Source organism: Paenibacillus terrae, assembly GCF_005217525.1.
GTDB classification, from domain to species: domain Bacteria; phylum Bacillota; class Bacilli; order Paenibacillales; family Paenibacillaceae; genus Paenibacillus; species Paenibacillus terrae_C.
Map to the genome: position 1 here is coordinate 41,397 of NZ_PNXQ01000008.1, position 17,317 is coordinate 58,713.

Consider the following 17,317-nt stretch of genomic DNA (forward strand, 5'->3'; position numbering starts at 1 on the left):
GTTATGCCCCGTGACCCGATTTGGGTCCGGTATATACAGCGCTGTTGCCGCGTACTGTGCGGCTGGCGGATATTAGGCTGTCACGGGAACCTTGCATATATAGGGATTCACGTTGTTCAGGGGCCTTCATGGCATGGGTCGGGCCGTTTTCGTATTGTCCACCCAGATGCTCACGGACAATGTAGAGTGGGCGGGCTTTGGTTTCGTCATAAATCCGTCCAACATATTCACCCATAATACCGAGAATGACCAGGATCACTCCGTTAAAGATCAGGCTGATGCTAATCATGGACGACCAGCCCTTCATGACATAGGAATCGGTGAAAAAGTTGAGGAATAATACGTACATCAGATACAGGAAGCCAGACATGGACAGGAGTGCGCCGATATAACCTGCCAGCTTGAGCGGTTTAATGGAAAAGGATGTGATTCCATCCAGACTGAGCTTGATCATGCGTTTGAGCGGATACTTGGTTTCACCTGCGAGCCGCTCATCGCGCTCATATTCAACAGCCGTCTGCTTGAAGCCGATCCAGCTAACGAGTCCACGGACAAACCGATTATTTTCCGGCAGCCGTTTCAATTCGTCTATTACCTTGCGATCCATCAGGCGGAAATCGCCGGTGTCTACCGGGATATTAATATCCGTTGATGCTTTCAATACGCGGTAGAAGAGACTGGCAGACCACTTTTTGAAGCGAGTTTCACCATTGCGTTTCAGCCGTTTGGCGTAGACTACCTCATAGCCTTCCTTCCACTTGTTGGCCATCTCTACGATCAGCTCAGGCGGGTCCTGGAGGTCGGCGTCAATAACGACGACCGCCTCTCCCACCGCATAATCCATCCCGGCGGTAATCGCTAGCTGATGACCGAAATTACGGGAGAAATCAATCAATACGATGGTATCGTCTCTGAGACTAAATTCCTTGATCAACTGGACGCTGCGGTCCGAACTGCCGTCATTTACGAATATCAGCTCGTAGGGCTCGCCCATCGAGCCCATGACTTGTTTCAGCCGCCGATAGGTTTCGGTAATGACGGCTTCCTCGTTGTACATCGGAATAACTATGGAATAACGGATTTGCTCACTCATTCGTAGTTCCTCCTTATTTATAATGTGATTTCGTATAAAGTACCGCTTCCGCCACGTTCGTCTCCGCCAGGTCCACCTTGACCATCCTGAGCGTTCGAGTTGCTGTTCGTGATGTCGCTTCCGCTGTCGGATGCTTCAGCATTGGTACTGGTTTCGCCAGTTGTTGTTTTCCATTCATCTGTAGGAATCACTTTGCCATGTTCTTTGATCCATGCAGTGACTTCGGAGTTGCCGCTATCCGGTCTACCGCCGCCTCCGCCAGAAATCATGAAGTACTTCACTTGACCGCTTTCCACCAGCGCCTTGATCTTATCGACGGTATACACCGGATCGGAGGATACAAAGCCGTTCATAATAATCACTTTTTGCCCGGCTTCAATCATGTAAGGAGCGGCTGTTGAATAATTGCTTGCTGCGAAAAGGTAGGTTTCACCTGTATTATGCTTTTGCAAATAGCTCAGCGTTTTGCTGTCCAAGCTTTGACTACCGTTTGGTCCACCTATTCCTCTGAAGCGGGTAGAAGATCTCTGTTCTCTGTCTGTGCTTGTTCCTGTGCCTGAAGTAATACCATCAGAGCTGGATTGCTCTGCATTATTGGTTTGGTTATTCGTTTGAGTTCCTTCAGCTTTTTGCCCATTTGCACCCTGACCTCGGTTGCCAAAATTACCTCCCGGCATTCCGCCACCGCCTCCACCGCCGCCAAATTGTGTCGGTCCGGCTTGTGGAATCATGCTGTTCCCCCCGTAGGTAATTGGCGTCAACGCCCAGTACACAGGGCCGATGAACATTGCGAGTACACTTGCAATGATGGCATATCTCGTGAACTTCTCTGATTTCAATCGTGCTACTACCAGTAGCGCCGTGCCGATGATACCGAGGATCAATACGGCGATGGACCAGCCACTGCCAATGGTGTCGTTGTAATTTTGCAGGACGAACCAGCTAAATACCGAGGTTGCCAGTACCGCTGCGGGCAACAGCCAGGAGAGCCAGCCGGAACGCTCACGATATTGCTCCCATAATTTCACGAATCCGGCTCCGAAGAGCACTGCAATTGGTGGTGCGAGCATAATCAGGTAATACTGATGGAAGAAACCGGCTACGCTGAAAAATGCAGCTACGGGAATCAGCCAGGCCAGCCAGAAGATGACCTCTTTGTGTTTTTGCGTGATATTACGGCGTCGAATGCTTGCAAGCAGGCCGATTGAAGCAATCAATGCGAATGGGAGCAGCCAGCTGGCTTGACCTGACAGGGCAGATTGGAACAATCGTAAAGGTCCCTTTTCACCAGTGCCGAACATGCCGCCACCGGAATTTCCACCCGGTCCACCACCAGGGCCATCCTGACCACCGCCTTGACCGTTACCGCCAAATCCGCCCGGCGGCATTTGGCCACCAGCGCCGTTGCCGCCTGTTGATGTGCCATCGGTATTGGAAGCGCCTGTTGTAGTACTAGCGTCTGATGATGATGTAGCGGTCTGGGCTTGATCGGAGTTTGCATTGCTACTATTCGTTGAAGCGTTTCGTTTCCACTCCGAGCGTTGACCGCCACTAGCGCCGCCGCCTGTTCCTCGTTCTCCCGTCAGACGGGATAGGCCGTTGTAGCCAAAGGCCAGATTCAGTACGGAGTTCGTACCGCTGCTTCCCATATAAGGGCGCTGGTCTGCCGGAGTGGAGTCGACCACGACTGCCCAAGAGAGCGACACAGCCCCGAGAACGACTGCCGATGCTGCCAGTGTTATCGCTTTTCGCTTCCAGTTAAACTTGGAGGCCAGCAGGTAGAAGAGCCCCAAAGCGGGAACAATCATATAGGCTTGGAGCATTTTTTCGTTAAAGGCGATACCTACGACTGCGAAAGCCCAGAGGATCGGTCCCATTTTGTGGTTTCTAATGCCTCTGAACAGCAACCATGTTGCGAGCAGCAGCGTGAAAACCAGCATCGCATCAATGTTATTGGTGCGGCTGACCGCTACTGCAATTGGTGTAGTTGCCATAGCGAAGGCGGCCAATCGAGCGGCCATCGTACCGAAGCTCGGTTTGACGAGCAGGTAAACGAGCAATACCGACCCGACCTGAGCGAGCGCTTGCGGTAGGATAACACTCCAGCCGTGAAGTCCGAAGATGTAGGCGCTGAGTGTTTGAATCCAGAAAACCACAGGCGGTTTGTCTACCGTTACCGACCCTGCCGAATCAAGTGATGCGAAGAAGAAGTTGTGAAAGCTTTCTAGCATGCTTGCTACGGCCGTCGTGTAGTAGGTGTTAACATATTTGTCTTGCCAGATGTTGTATCCGTTCAAAATCGCGGATATCAGCATGATGATGATGAGGGGGACGTCCGCCCGGCTCTTGAACCATTTCTTAATCATGTACATTCCACTCCCTGTGAAAATTCTTTGTATTTTCCGTTGTTCTAGCCGCTATCTTCAGGACTGTGGAATGATCAGCCACTTCCGATCTTGGGCCCGGTGAACTACCGGCTTGCTATTATCATGCCTGACGTAGCTGAAATGGTTATGAGCGCTCCCTGAATGTTAGCTGAAAGCTGGATAGGGATGCTTTTTTTACGTAAATATTCAGTTATATTAGATACAGGTGAAAATAAATCGATCTTTTATTAAGAAAAAAAGTGACTTCATGAAAGGGAAGATAACCGATGAATCCGATACACGGGGTTAAAATTATGCTAGCGGACGATGAGCCGCACATTTTGCAATTTTTGGAGCTTGGGCTGATTAATGAAGGCTATGAGGTTAAAACAGCTGAGAACGGCAGTGATGCACTGGATTTAGCAAAAGAGTTCCGCCCGCATGTTGCGGTGCTGGATGTTATGATGCCTGAAATGAATGGCTTTGAGGTATGCCAAAGTCTCAAGGAGACAGAGGATAACATTGCAGTCATTATGCTGACAGCCAAGGATGATGTGGATGATCGGGTAAAAGGATTAAAACTGGGCGCGGACGATTATGTCGTGAAACCCTTTAGTTTTAATGAACTGCTGGCCCGGATTGAAGCGCGTCTGCGCAATCAGTTTCCCGATCTGCTCGGAGAAGTGGTTCACGGACCCTTTCAGGTGGATGATCGACGAAAGGAAATTCGCTACCAAAATCAGGTGCTGGAGCTGTCGCCTACCGAATATGAACTATTGAAGTTTTTGGTGTTGAATCACGGGATTGTTCTTAGTAAAAGTCGAATCCTGGATCGAGTATGGGGATACGATTTTGGGGGCGAGGACAATATTGTCGAGGTGTATATTCGCTCCTTACGTGAAAAGCTCAAAGACAAGGAGCATCGGGTCATCCGTACGCTGCGTGGTGTTGGGTACCGAGTGGACTTGCTATGAAAGCGGCGGGGAAAAGCCGGAGAAGAACTGCGCTCCGTTCTCTCCGCTCCCAGCTTTTGGCCAGGACGTTACTTATTTTGGCGCTGCTGCTCGTCTTGATCGGATTTTTACAATATTTCCTGATGAAAGATTTTCTGTATCGCAGTCGGGCGGATGCGATGGGTACTCAGTTAGGCTCAATTCCTGCCGATTTATTGATTAAAGATTCGCAGGAGAAGAGCGGAAGCTCCACACCCAAAGAAGGAATCAATCGGAAGGATAACCGACCGAGGCCGTTTTTGTTTTGGGCGGATATGTCGCTGGCTTCCATAGATACAGCTGGAACCTTTACGAGCCTGTCTAACGAAAATGGACTTACGCCGCCGAGGCTCACCGCTCAGCAATATATTTCGATGCAGCAAAACAAGCACATGCGTTATGGCTATCAATTGCTCACGGATGCCCAAGGGAACGAGCAACTGGTCGTATTCCGTCCGCTCGGTCCGCCTGACCATTCGAAAGGGCTGCTTCAAATGGGTGTATCCACAACTTCCATGCAAGAGCAACTGATTAACCAGTTGCGTACCTTCATTTTACTATCTCTGATTGCGCTCGCAATTGGTCTGGCGCTTATGCTTCCAGTGCTGCGGCGCACGTTGGTGCCCCTTTCGAGGATGGTCGAGGCGGTCAAACGCATTGATGCGGGCAATCTGGCCGAGCGCTTTGACGCAGAGCAGGGGCAGTATGAGGTGGACCGATTGGCGGTATCCTTTAACGGGATGCTGGAACGGCTGGAGCATTCATTTGCTGCCGAGCGCGAGTTACAGATGCAGATGAGACGGTTTATTGCGGATGCTTCCCATGAATTGCGCACCCCGCTCACTTCGATTCACGGGTTCTTGGAGGTGCTGCTTCGTGGAGCCGCATCTAATCCAAAGCAGCTTCAATCTGCACTGGAGAGTATGTATGGAGAATCCAAACGGATGAACAAGCTTGTCTCCGATTTACTGTTGCTGGCTAAGCTGGACCGGACGCCCGAATTGAAGCTGGAAGATATGTCGCTGGATACGTTGCTGCTGGAAATGAAGCCGCAGCTTCTGATGCTGGCGGGCAAGCGAAGAGTGATTTTTGATATGACAGCGGGTGTGCGAGTGCTGGCTGAAGGGGATAAAATCAAGCAGGTAGTGCTCAATCTGTTCCATAATGCTGTTCAGCATACAGATATGGAGAGAGGTGTGATCCATGTAAACTTGTCTGCCGGGAAGAAGCTGGCGGATATTCAGATTCGTGATAACGGGCCGGGCATGAGTAAAGAGCAGCTGGATCGGATTTTTGAACGCTTTTACCGTGGAGATGAGTCACGTACGCGCAGCTCGGGCGGAGCTGGTCTTGGTCTGGCGATTACACAGTCTATTGTGGAAGCACACGGTGGAAAAATCACCGCTGCAAGTACGCCGGGAGAAGGGAGTGTATTCAAGGTCGCGCTACCGTTAGCGGGGACGGTATAACATAAAAACAGCCTCCTGAACCGTGACGTTGTCTATAACGCGGCTCAGGAGGCTTTTGGGTTAGTTAATCAATGCAGCCTTTTGTAAAAGCACGTGCAGCACCTTGGCAGATGCTTCACGCGTTGTAGGCGCATTCGGCTGGAAGTAGGAGGAGCCCTTGATGGTTGCTCCGTTGATAATGCCTGCCGCGCTTACTTTTTCAATGCTATCCTTGGCATAGCCTGCAAAGGATGAAGCATCATGATACGGTGTGCGGGCAGGGCCATCGACAGATGCTTTGATCTGGAGCAGGTCTACTGCCTTGCTCAGCACGACAGCAATTTCCTGCCGACTGATGTTAGCGTTCGGATCGAATTTGTCGCCGCTGCGACCTGTGATCAATCCGGCCTCATAAGCGGCTGCTACATCGCCAGAATACCAGCTATCTGCTGGAATATCGCCGAATGGTGCGGCAGTACCCGGTGTCAGGCCAAGAGCCCGGGTTACCAAAGCTGCAAATTCCGCACGTGTCACGTTCTTCTTCGGTGAGAAGGCCGTGTCTGTGGTGCCGTTGATCAGCAGCTTGTTCGCAAGCGACTGAATCTCGGATTGAGCATACGACGATGAAATATCTTCAAAGCTAACGGGACGAGTCGCCGCTGCATACGTCGAGAAGCCCGGACGGCTTACCTTAACGATTGTTGATCCATCTGCTTGCTTGGAAAAGACGGATGGAACAGGGTAAACATTTCCGTTAGCTGTATAGAGAACACCGGCTGTATTTGACTCAATTTGGCCAGGTACGGTAAAGGAACGACTAATGAACTGTCCTGGTGCAACCTTAAGCGGTTCGCTCTTGCCTCCAGTGACAACATTAGCTTCAAACCCTACAGGGGTGCCAATCACAGTTGAGCCTTTCAGCTTGCTCGTAAATGTGTTGCTTTCCTGTGCCTGGCTGCTGATTATCACTTCAATGCCTGCACCGGCAGGGGCATTTTTCAGAGCAGATATCGGCAAAGCCAGGGAAGCTCCTGTGTTGCTCACAATCAGGCTGCTTCCTGCTGAAGCCTTGCCCAGTGTTGTCAGTTGGGCGGAAGTCAGCGCTGCTTTGGTTGTTTGACCTGCTTGGCTGCTGGCCGACAGGACAATGGCTATTGGGCTGGAGCCTGCTGCCGTCACAGTAGTCTGCAAATCTGCATCGGTTACAGTCAGTGACTGTACATTGTTGTTAACCACGACAGTTGTGGCTACCGCTTTTACGGCCTGTCCTTGCTTCACTACGGATTGAAGTGAAGGTGCAGATGTAGCGACAGGGGTGGATGTGGTGGTTGAAGCGGAAGGTGTAGTATTACTTCTGCCGCCACCTCCACCACCGCCTCCACCGCTACTGCTGCCGGAAGTGGCACTATTGTCGACGCGGATGGCCTTCATAGCGCTGAAAAATTTAGGACCGTTAGTATTGGTCTCGACTTCGCCTTTCGCATTCAGTTCCGGCGAATTAACCTCCAGCTTATACACACCGTCCTTCAAATGCTGGATAACGGGCTGACCGCTGGCATCCAGAACAGGCCTTCCGTTAGCATCGTATTCGACATAGCTTCCGTCAATGTCCTTGAAGGAGTATGCTCCTTGCTTGAGACGGGCGTTAACTCCTTGCTCCCTAGGAGTCGTAATTCCATTAATAAGACCAATTAATTTATCATCTATGCCATATACATAAAGAGCAATTTGGTTTGTTTTATCCGTGGTCAGGCGGAAAGCAAGATCTGTTGTGCGTTGGGCACCTGTACGATTCGGGTAAATAATCGGGTTGGTTATACTCAGGTCCTGCAAGCCGAAGCCTGTAGTCGGATTTTCCTTGCCAACATGAACGACGAACGGCAGATGCAAGGTAGGTAGTCCGGCGCTTTTCAGGATGACTTCTCCCTCATATACGCCTGTAGCTGCACTTGAGCTTGGCTGCACGGACAGGAAGAACGGTTGGGATTTACCCGCTTCTGCCGAGATCGCCCCATTCGTGCCGACACCTTGCAACTGAACAGCGATATTGCTCACGTCAGGTGTAGCAACGGGCTTGGCAGGGTCGGAGGTTACATGATCATGCAAAATGTAGCTTGCTTCATACTGTACGCTGTTTGCGGACAGATTTTTAAGCTGCAATTGAATTTGCTTGGCATCACTGCCTGGTTTTAACACCCCGAAGCTGGCGGAAGGATTGTAGTTCACGACCTCCTGCCGATTGAAGTTCTTATCGAGAATCGTAATCTTTTCAACAGTTTCCAGCAGGGCTGGTGTCTGAATCGCATTGGCGATGTTTACAAGTCCTGCACCTTGGGAATACACATCGTATTGGATTTGATCCTCGTCGTAAAGCGTATCCGACGTGTTCGCCAGAGCAGCACGGATATCGAACGGCGTCCAGTTTGGATGCTGCTGCTTCAGCAGAACAGCAAGTCCGGCTACATGCGGAGAAGCCATACTGGTTCCGTTGCTACGTTTGTAAGCATGATCATAAGAGGCATCTGGATAGAACTTGGCGAAAGCAGGATAGGTTGACATAATACTAACTCCTGGCGCGCTTACATCCGGCTTGATGCTAAGTAGTTCGTCTCCGTTCGGCCCACGGGAGCTGAATCCAGCCATCGTATTGCCTGCATTATCTGTGCGAATAAACTTCTCTCCGAAGGAGACAGAGAATTTTTCTCCGGCATTGTCGACGAGTTGTTTAGCCAGCGCGCGACCTTCCTTACCTTTCATATCAAAGGTCGGAATAAAATCAAAGCTGTCGCCCTGGTTAGCGTTTACGTAGCTATCTAGACTCGGGATGGAGTCTGTCAAATCAGCCTGCGTGATGTCAGTCGTTTTTGCTCTCCCGTTAAAAATGATTACGGCTTTTGCGCCGTTTTCTTTTGCATTTGCAATTTTATCCACGAATGCCAGGCTTCCACGTGACACGATGACAATTTTTCCGGCTACATCTTTTCCTTCAAAATCATCAGGCTGCCCCAAATTTGCATATACCAGTTCATAAGGGGCAGTTCCCAGAATTGAAGCAAAATCCTCTTGGCCAGTTCCCCAGCCCAACAGATTAAACCCGTAATGTGCATAAGCATCAGCGGTTACTGTTTTCTTCAATTCACCATTCGCTTCCCAATAGGAATCACGGGTAACTGAAGCTGTGCCTGAGAAGCTTTTGCTTGGCGAGGTTGCCGCACCGACGGAAATCGCCAACTGGGATGAGGCCGGGGAACCCATTGAATAATAATAATTCCCGTCTTGTGCTGCATTACCATTCGCAATGACAGCAACTACACCGGAAAGCACCGCATTATTAATGGCAATGGAGTCCGGGGAGTTCGGGTCCTTCTCGGAGTCTGAGCCGAGGGACAGGTTAATCACGTTCATGCCATCCTTGACAGCGCGTTCAATACCGTCAATGACCTGTGCGGAGGAACCGGAGGAACGCCCGGTTTTGGTATTGCGTCCAAGCACTTTATATACGTATAAGTCCGATTTATAGGCAATACCCTTTTGTACAATATCTGCCGTTTTATTAGCGGCCTGGCCAGCAATTGTACCGGAGACGTGTGTACCGTGTGTTGTTCCGGCAAAACCTGTGCCGTACGGGTCATTCTCTTTTTCAAGGAAAGGCTCCTCGTAAGGATCATTGTCCTGCTCAAAAGAGTCATATCCACCCTTGTAAGCTGCTTTCAAATCCGGGTGCTCATAATCGATCCCGGTATCAATAACCCCGACCTTAATCCCTTCGCCTGTCAAACCTTTAGCCCAGGCTTCAGGAACGCCAATTTGATCAAGCGGTGCGTTATCATACGTTGCTTCGCTGGCGGTGAGTGTTGGCGGGTCCTGTACGGGGATGGAATAATACGTTTTGTTTTCGTGGATGGATTTTACACCTGGCAATTTAGCCAGTTCTGGAATTTTGTTAGCTGGCAGCGTAACCTCCAAGCCATTAAGCACCGTGTTGTACTGGTAATTTACCTGAAGGGGAATGCTGCGCTCTGCCGCTCTATCCACGAACGATGTTTGCTCGTTGACGATAGCGGATTCCGCTTTTTGTTCGGATCGAGCTGTGAAAGTCTGATTGCCCGACCGTGCCGCATATTTGTCCACGGCTAGTGGCTCACCATCAAGCTGTACGATGACTCTGACCTGCTGCGAGGAAGTGGTACTCAGCTCGGGCGAAATGAACGCTGGAGTCGCTTCGGAAGTCAAAGCTTCCTGTGCTTCTAAAAATGAACGAGTTTGCAGGTCTACGGTAGCGGCAGAACCGACAGACGGAAAAGACAAGCCTGCGGTCAAAGCAAGAGCGAGTGTTATGACAGGAATTTTTTTAAAAATGATCGGCTTTTTCAAAGATTTCCCTCTTTTCAATCAAAATATGATTTTTCTACATACTAGGATTTGAAGTCACTGCCGAAGTTCTCACGCCTCCCTCAAAGATTCAAATGATAGAATTGACCACTGGTGACTAACTTGCCAGTTTTGAGGAATATCTTACCATGTTAGTGGGATATATTACTATATGTTTTTTATATTTTTAGAAAAAATAAGGTTAACTTCACATACATATTCCATGGGAATGTTATGAATTTAATAGATTATTTTTGAAATCATTCAAAGGGGAATGGGAGAATAGGAGATTTAATGATATAATCTGCATTGGAATTGTTGATATTTCACGAGAATGTAAAATGCTTAGTGCAAAGGAGTCGATTATGTTGGCAAAGACATTGATTTTCGGGCATAAAAATCCGGATACGGATACGATTTGCTCAGCTATTGCTTATGCAGACTTGAAAACCAAACTGGGCGCGGACGTGGAGCCGGTTCGTCTGGGTGAGGTAAACGGGGAAACGCAGTATGCACTGGATTATTTCAAAGTGAGTGCGCCGCGTCTGGTTGAACAGGTTGCTGAGGAAACAGACAGCGTCATTCTGGTCGATCATAATGAACGCCAGCAAAGCGCGGTTGACATTGATAAAGTGCGTGTAACTGAAGTCATCGACCATCACCGGATCGCTAACTTTGAAACAAGCCAGCCGTTGTACTTTCGCGCTGAGCCTGTAGGCTGCACAGCCACGATTTTGAACAAGCTGTACAAGGAAAACGGGATAGCGGTTCCGAAAGAAATCGCAGGTCTGATGCTGTCCGCGATCATTTCCGATTCCCTGCTGTTCAAATCCCCAACCTGCACCGACCAAGACGTAGCTGCTGCCCGTGAACTGGCTGAAATCGCTGGTGTGGATGCAGATAGCTACGGTTTTGATCTGCTGAAAGCAGGAGCTGATTTGAGCGGCCACACGATTGAGCAGCTGGTAAGTCTGGATGCAAAGGAATTCCAGATGAACGGACGCAAAGTGGAAATTGCGCAGGTGAATGCGGTAGACGTTAACGATGTGCTGTCTCGTCAATCCGAGCTGGAAGCAGCGCTGTCCCAAACGATTGCAGCTAAAAATCTGGATCTGTTCCTGTTCATCGTAACGGATATTGTGAACAGTGATTCCATTGGTATTGCGCTGGGAAGCCAAGCACAAGCGGTCGAAAAGGCCTACAATGTGCAGCTCGACGACAACAAAGCCGTTCTGAAGGGTGTCGTATCCCGCAAATCTCAGATCGTACCTGTATTGACAGACACTTTTAACAGTCTGTAATTCGGAAGCAGGCTACTATATGAAAGAAGCCTCCTGAATCCAGCTACATTAAAGCAGCGGAAGCAGGGGCTTCTTTTTTATTTTTTTTCAATTCTTCCAATCTTAAGGAGAGTGTAACTATGGGAGAAACCTGTGTTCCTACTGGAGTTGAACTAAAAACCACCGGTTTTGGATATACGTTGTCATTGGTAGACGGCAAATATAAAATGATCATCATGTATTGGCTGTCTGAAAATAAGGTTATGCGTTTTAATCAGCTCAAGCGAAGTATAGGCAGTATCTCCTTCAAAACGCTGAGCACCATGCTGAAAGAGCTTGAAGCAGAAGGTCTCGTCCTTCGTAAAGAATTTCCTCAAATCCCTCCCAAAGTGGAGTATTCATTAACTGAACGAGGTCTTTCTCTCATTCCATTGCTGGATATGATGTGCCAGTGGGGAGAGGAAAACATGCCAACTGTGGAGACTCTACAGCGGTAGACAGAGATTAAAGGTTGTCAACAAACCTCAAATAATCCTGTACGCTTTTTTCCAATTCATTTGCAATCGGCTCATTTTCTTTACCTGGTTCATTTTCGCCAGGCTTTTTTTCCGTACCATAAAATGCAAAGTATGAACGATAATTTGCATTGCAGTACAGGAAGGTCGTTTCAAAAGGTGTTAACAAATGTTCAAGGGTATAACGATATCTTCCCTCTTCACTATAATCTTCTTTTCTAATTCCGGCAGATACAGCGAGAGCCACTTTGCGATTCTTTAATTTATTACCTCCATTGGAGCCATACGCCCAACCATAAGCAAACACATCGTCGAGCCATTTTTTGAGGAGAGGTGGGCAATTAAACCAATAGATCGGAAACTGCAAAACAAGATTGCCATGAGCTTCAATGAGTTGCTGTTCTTTTTCTGCATCAATGTTTCCGTCAGGGTAAACCTGATGCAATTCATGTACAGTATACTTTTCCGGATATTGTTTAAGTTCTTCCACCCACCGCTTGTTAATAACGGATGTTTCCAGGCTGGGGTGTGTTACGATTACTAGAGTTTTCAAAAAATTGTCCTCCTTAGTACGATTTAGCTCTTATTATAGAATTCATGCTATTCGTATGTAAGTATGCACATTTAGTATAGATACTTTCTTCAAGGTAAGTACCTCCATCGAATCACTTAGGCTTCCCATATGATTCATCATCATTAGTTATCCATCAAATCGGCTATGAAGATAAATAAAAAAGCCGCCAATATGGCGACCTGGGACTTCTTTAGCCAGCATTTTGCATCATTTGTTCCCCAACGCTCGAAAGTACAATAGATGCGCACGCCTCCACTATTCTGCCAGTGGATATGCGAGCAGTCTTTGTCTCAGTCCTCGCACAATTTATCTTCTCCCTCCCCGGAATCAGTCAGACGCGAACCTTTCACATCTTCAAATGCAGACCGTAAGCGTGACAGGTAGGTTTGAAACTCGCAGATTTCTGATTCGCTAAAGTCCGACATCAGGCGTGAGGCTAGTCCTATAAAAAAGGGGTCCATTTGATTGATTTTCCCCCTTCCTTTATCGTTCAACGATATAAATACGCCTCGTTTGTCATTCGGATCATCGTATTTGTTAATATATCCATCTTGTTCAAGGGAAATGATCATGGAACTGATCGCTGCCCGACTTACACCCATTTTCTCAGCCAAAACAGAAGGAGATGACATTTCGTCTCTTTGCGCAGAAAGCACACAAAGCGCTATATATTGCCCATAGGAGAGCCCGAATTCACGTGAACGTTTCTCCATGCCTTTACGAATTTCATACGTTATTGAAAATAGCTCTACCAAAACACCAATTGGTTTATTGCCACCTGGGAACAGATTATAGGCCAGTTGACGAATTTCGGAGTCCAAGAAAAAGAACATGCGATCCACCTCGATGTAGTTAATTAGTTAACTGTAATTTAATTAACCACTGGTTGCAATGATTTATATAAACTTTATTTTGCTTTTTTTAAATTTATCTGTACAACTTATCATCCCCAGGGTCCGATGCACTGCTCTACGCCCTGATTTACAAAAGCCTGTATGGAGGGCTGGCGAAGGGTTCGCCCTTCCTGCCATCGCCACTCACTGTATTGAACCTTGGCGGTATACATAGGTTGTACCCATATTGCATCCCGATGACGATTTGGCTCATTGACAAAAGGCCGCGCTGAAATGGTGTGTGGCATTAGTCGCTCTGTAAGCTGACGCCAATCGTCCCGCGTAAGCTTCCCCGTACCTGCATGTCCAATGTAGCGCAGCCTTTCTTGCTTGTCGTACAGGCCCAGCAACACAGCATTAATGACGCTTCCGTTCAAAGTGTAGCCTCCAATGACAGCAATAGTATCGCCGTAATTCTTGACCTTGACCCATCGCCTGTCCTGCCCGCCACATGTGTAAGGGCTGTCTAAACGTTTGCATACGATACCTTCCATCCCTTCGCTGCGCATTACCTGAAACAGAGCTTGTCCATCAGGATGAGCAGGCGCCAGTTGAACCCGTTCATTCGGCAGGATGACCTGATGCAATAATTCAAGCCTTTCTGCCAGCGGTTTACGGTGAATCCATTCCCCATTCAAATATAAAATATCAAACAGCATGTATGTAGCGGGCACTGCTTCATAAGCCGCTTGAATCCGATCCGTTCGACGAATCAGGTCGCGGCGCATAATATCATGAAACGAGGGCTTCCCATCAGCTCCCAGTGCGATCATTTCTCCATCCAGAATGACTGAATCGGCCTGGCAGTATGAAGAAAAATAAGCAAGTTCCGGGTATAAAAGTGTTCGCTCATGCTGCTTCCGGTTAAACAGACGCGTACTACCCTGTTTATGATATGTCAAAATTCTTGTGCCATCCCATTTTATTTCGTACCGCCACAGGCCCTCCGTAGGGATTTGTTCACTCTGCACTGGCTCAAACGGAATAACGGGTTTCATTTCCGAACGCAAATACAACACCTCGCCTCACCTTTTTGGAATAAGGATAGTGTCGACGGCCTGCTTCTTTTTATGTGAGGATTTTGCAAATTCTGATGTATGAGATGTTTCGGCGGGTCTTAAATCGGGGAATGATAGGGATATCTAATCGACTCGATGGCAGAAAGGGGCAGGGTTTCATGAGACAAATTCGCGAGGAGGACCATGCGGTAGTCATGGTGGATGATGGACAGGTGGTTGCAGAAGTAGGCTATAAGTCCATAGATGACCATTCCTTGGTCATTGACCATACATTTGTATCCGAAAAGCTGCGGGGGCAAAAAATTGGCAAGGAGCTGATTGACAAAGTCGTTCAAATGGCGAGGGAGCAACATAAAAAAGTCGTTCCCGCATGCACGTACGCCCTGGCCCTGTTCAAGCGTCATCAAGAATATAGTGACGTCTGGCAGCAGTAACCGCGGGGAATGCTCGTATTACAAGTGCATAAATATCACAACATCGGGACAGGTAGTCAGGCCATCCCGGTGTTTTTTGCGTGTACAAAGCCCCGAAAATGGTTATCCTCAGATGCTAAAGCACATTTTTGAATTGTCGGCTGTGAAATTGTTCATACTGTTGTCACTTCACAGGCCGTCCCCAGGTTCTATATAATATAGTATGGTTATTACCACAACAGAAAACGAAAAGTTGAATTTAAACGAAGGAGACGCTCATTATGAATAAAGCGAGTGAGGACAAGCAGTACGTTCCAACGAGCAATCGTAATTTCACAGCCTTGATTATCACCGTTTCGATCATAGCCAACGTGATTATTTTGCTGCTGTTCTTTTCACCGATTGGATACCAGGGTAGTGTTAGCTTCGATATCACCATTTTCCCGAGGTTGAATGCGATTTTTAACAGCTTCACGTTTATTTTTCTGGTGGCGGCGTTGATTTCCATTATCAAGAAGAACGTCAAAGTGCATAAAACATTTGTTTTACTGGCCTTCGCCAGCACTGTTTTATTTTTGTTTTCTTATTTGACCTTCCACTATATTTCGCCGGACACTGCAAAATTTGGCGGAGTGGGCATTATTCGGCCGATTTACTTTACGTTGCTGATTTCACACAGCATACTGGCTGCCATTATCGTACCGTTGGCTCTGTTCACGGTTGTATGGGGATGGACGATGCAGGTGGCGAAACACCGTAAAATTGCACGCTGGACCATGCCGATCTGGTTGTACGTCAGCTTGACCGGGGTACTCGTGTACGTATTCATGGCCCCATATTATTAAATAGACTTGAACCTCAGCAGGTTCAAAAAGGAAAAAGGCGTCTCTGCTAACAGAGGCGCCTTTTTTATATCGAATAAAAGAAAAATTATTCCTTTTAAATTTATTTTATTGAAAAAACGTTCCTTCTCCAACGGTATTTCTGCTATAATTTGCCTTAATCAACTAAGAATAAGGGGGTCACCATGTGACGAAGAAAGCGAAAGGCAGGTTACGGTTGCTTGTTTCTATGCTCGCGCTGGTTGTGCTGCTGAGCAGCTGCGGTGGCGGAGGCTCAAAACCGGACAACGTTAACGGAGGAAAAGTGACACTGCAATTTTGGACCATTGCGCTACAGCCTACATTCACCCCGTATTTCAATCGGGTGATTGCCGATTATGAGGAGAAGAATCCCAATGTCAAAATTGACTGGAAGGATTATCCTTATGACGCAGTGACCAACAAGCTGTTGACGAGTATTGCTAGTGGCAGCAGTCCGGATGTAGTGAATCTCAATACGGAATTTGCCAGTCAAATGGGCTCCAAGGGTGCTGTTGTGGATATGAATGAGCATTTGTCTCCAGAGGAAAAGGCTGCTTATTTCGACGGTATTTATAATTCCACCGTTATTAACGGCAAGGCATATGCACTACCTTGGTATACCGGCACGGAAGTGCTCTACATGAATACGAAGCTGGTGAAGGAAGCCGGACTAGACCCTGCCCATCCGCCCAAAACGCGAGAGGAATTGTCTGAATGGGGCCGCCAGATCAATAGAAAAATCGGCAAAGCAGGCTATGCGCAGCAGCTTGTATCCAAGCTTTTTGCCATAGACGGGATTCCGATTTTGAATAAAGAAAAGACAGCAGCGGCGTTCAATACACCGGAAGCGGTCGCCATGATTGATAATCTCAAAAAGCAGATGGAAGACGGTGTCGTGCTCAAAGAGGACGCTGAATTTTCACAGCAAGTGAAATATTATGCGGGTGAGCAGGTTGCCTTCGAGCTGGCAGGCCCGACGTTCATCAACTTTATCAAAACGGCTGCGCCGGACGTATACAAGAACACGATCGCCGTTCCTTCACCTACAGGTAAAGCTGATGTACGGCTGTCCAACACCATGGATCTGGTCGTACCGACCAAGTCTGCACATGTGGATGAAGCAGTGAAGTTTGCTGTTTTCCTGACAAATGCGGAGAGCCAGACGGCTTTTTCCAAAGCGGCTAATACGCTACCTTCCACGAAGGATTCCATTAAAGACCCGTACTTCACACAGTCTGATCAGTCGCTGGAAGCACAAGCGAAAGTGGTATCCGCACAAAGCTTGGATAAGGCGACAGACTACATGGTCGGTGTTCCTAATGCCAAGGACGTGAACAGCGCTGTTACGCGTGCTTTTCAAAATATTATATTGAACGGAACGGACACGAAGCAGACGCTTACTGCCTTGGAGCAGGAAGTGAATGATATTTTAAAGCAATAGGTACAGCAGGAGAGTCATACGAAGGCTCTCCTGTTCATTTATCAAAATC

The 17,317-nt window shown here is 48.0% G+C and carries 13 protein-coding genes; 7 read left to right on the forward strand and 6 right to left on the reverse strand.

What is annotated here, in order from left to right; translation table 11 throughout:
• Nucleotide 1: 1 nt before the first annotated feature.
• On the reverse strand, nucleotides 2–1,093 hold the full coding sequence (locus C1I60_RS07445; RefSeq protein WP_137061164.1) for a glycosyltransferase family 2 protein: 1,092 nt from the start codon (nucleotides 1,091–1,093) through the stop codon (nucleotides 2–4).
• Nucleotides 1,094–1,110: 17 nt separating this feature from the next.
• Complete coding sequence (locus tag C1I60_RS07450; RefSeq protein ID WP_137061165.1) at nucleotides 1,111–3,459, reverse strand: glycosyltransferase family 39 protein; 2,349 nt, start codon at nucleotides 3,457–3,459, stop codon at nucleotides 1,111–1,113.
• A 287-nt stretch (nucleotides 3,460–3,746) separates the two neighbouring features.
• On the opposite strand from C1I60_RS07450, the gene C1I60_RS07455 reads away from it, so the two are divergent.
• A complete protein-coding gene (locus C1I60_RS07455) occupies nucleotides 3,747–4,433 on the forward strand; it encodes a response regulator transcription factor (protein WP_014279365.1) in 687 nt (228 codons plus the stop codon).
• Nucleotides 4,430–5,920 (forward strand): sensor histidine kinase, encoded by a 1,491-nt coding sequence (locus C1I60_RS07460; protein WP_137061166.1) that lies wholly within the window; start codon nucleotides 4,430–4,432, stop codon nucleotides 5,918–5,920. The genes C1I60_RS07455 and C1I60_RS07460 overlap by 4 nt, the downstream gene beginning before the upstream one ends.
• A gap of 60 nt (nucleotides 5,921–5,980) precedes the next feature.
• Here the strand turns inward: C1I60_RS07460 and C1I60_RS07465 are convergent, their stop codons facing one another.
• Complete coding sequence (locus C1I60_RS07465) at nucleotides 5,981–10,273, reverse strand: S8 family serine peptidase (protein WP_137061167.1); 4,293 nt, start codon at nucleotides 10,271–10,273, stop codon at nucleotides 5,981–5,983.
• Between the two features lie 362 nt (nucleotides 10,274–10,635).
• Between C1I60_RS07465 and C1I60_RS07470 the strand changes: the two genes are divergently transcribed.
• Together C1I60_RS07470 and C1I60_RS07475 are read left to right on the forward strand one after the other, a co-directional pair.
• A complete protein-coding gene (locus tag C1I60_RS07470; protein ID WP_289306509.1) occupies nucleotides 10,636–11,571 on the forward strand; it encodes a manganese-dependent inorganic pyrophosphatase in 936 nt (311 codons plus the stop codon).
• Between the two features lie 119 nt (nucleotides 11,572–11,690).
• The gene (locus C1I60_RS07475; RefSeq protein ID WP_137061169.1) at nucleotides 11,691–12,047 is read left to right on the forward strand and encodes a winged helix-turn-helix transcriptional regulator; all 357 of its coding nucleotides are present in this window, start codon (nucleotides 11,691–11,693) and stop codon (nucleotides 12,045–12,047) included.
• A 7-nt stretch (nucleotides 12,048–12,054) separates the two neighbouring features.
• Here the strand turns inward: C1I60_RS07475 and C1I60_RS07480 are convergent, their stop codons facing one another.
• The 3 genes from C1I60_RS07480 to C1I60_RS07490 all read right to left on the reverse strand — a co-directional run bounded on the left by C1I60_RS07480 (nucleotide 12,055) and on the right by C1I60_RS07490 (nucleotide 14,542).
• Nucleotides 12,055–12,618, reverse strand: coding sequence for an NAD(P)H-dependent oxidoreductase (locus tag C1I60_RS07480; RefSeq protein WP_137061170.1), 564 nt, complete (start codon nucleotides 12,616–12,618; stop codon nucleotides 12,055–12,057).
• Between the two features lie 311 nt (nucleotides 12,619–12,929).
• Nucleotides 12,930–13,472, reverse strand: coding sequence for a MarR family winged helix-turn-helix transcriptional regulator (locus C1I60_RS07485; RefSeq protein ID WP_137061171.1), 543 nt, complete (start codon nucleotides 13,470–13,472; stop codon nucleotides 12,930–12,932).
• 110 nt (nucleotides 13,473–13,582) lie between these two features.
• Nucleotides 13,583–14,542, reverse strand: coding sequence for an ATP-dependent DNA ligase (locus tag C1I60_RS07490; protein ID WP_137061185.1), 960 nt, complete (start codon nucleotides 14,540–14,542; stop codon nucleotides 13,583–13,585).
• Nucleotides 14,543–14,709: 167 nt separating this feature from the next.
• Between C1I60_RS07490 and C1I60_RS07495 the strand changes: the two genes are divergently transcribed.
• The 3 genes from C1I60_RS07495 to C1I60_RS07505 all read left to right on the forward strand — a co-directional run bounded on the left by C1I60_RS07495 (nucleotide 14,710) and on the right by C1I60_RS07505 (nucleotide 17,268).
• A complete protein-coding gene (locus C1I60_RS07495; RefSeq protein WP_137061172.1) occupies nucleotides 14,710–14,985 on the forward strand; it encodes a GNAT family N-acetyltransferase in 276 nt (91 codons plus the stop codon).
• Nucleotides 14,986–15,245: 260 nt separating this feature from the next.
• Entirely contained in the window at nucleotides 15,246–15,809 is a 564-nt protein-coding gene (locus C1I60_RS07500; RefSeq protein ID WP_137061173.1) for a DUF420 domain-containing protein, read from the forward strand.
• A 184-nt stretch (nucleotides 15,810–15,993) separates the two neighbouring features.
• Nucleotides 15,994–17,268: an ABC transporter substrate-binding protein gene (locus C1I60_RS07505; RefSeq protein WP_137061174.1), complete on the forward strand. Its 1,275-nt coding sequence runs from the start codon at nucleotides 15,994–15,996 to the stop codon at nucleotides 17,266–17,268.
• Nucleotides 17,269–17,317: the final 49 nt, after the last annotated feature.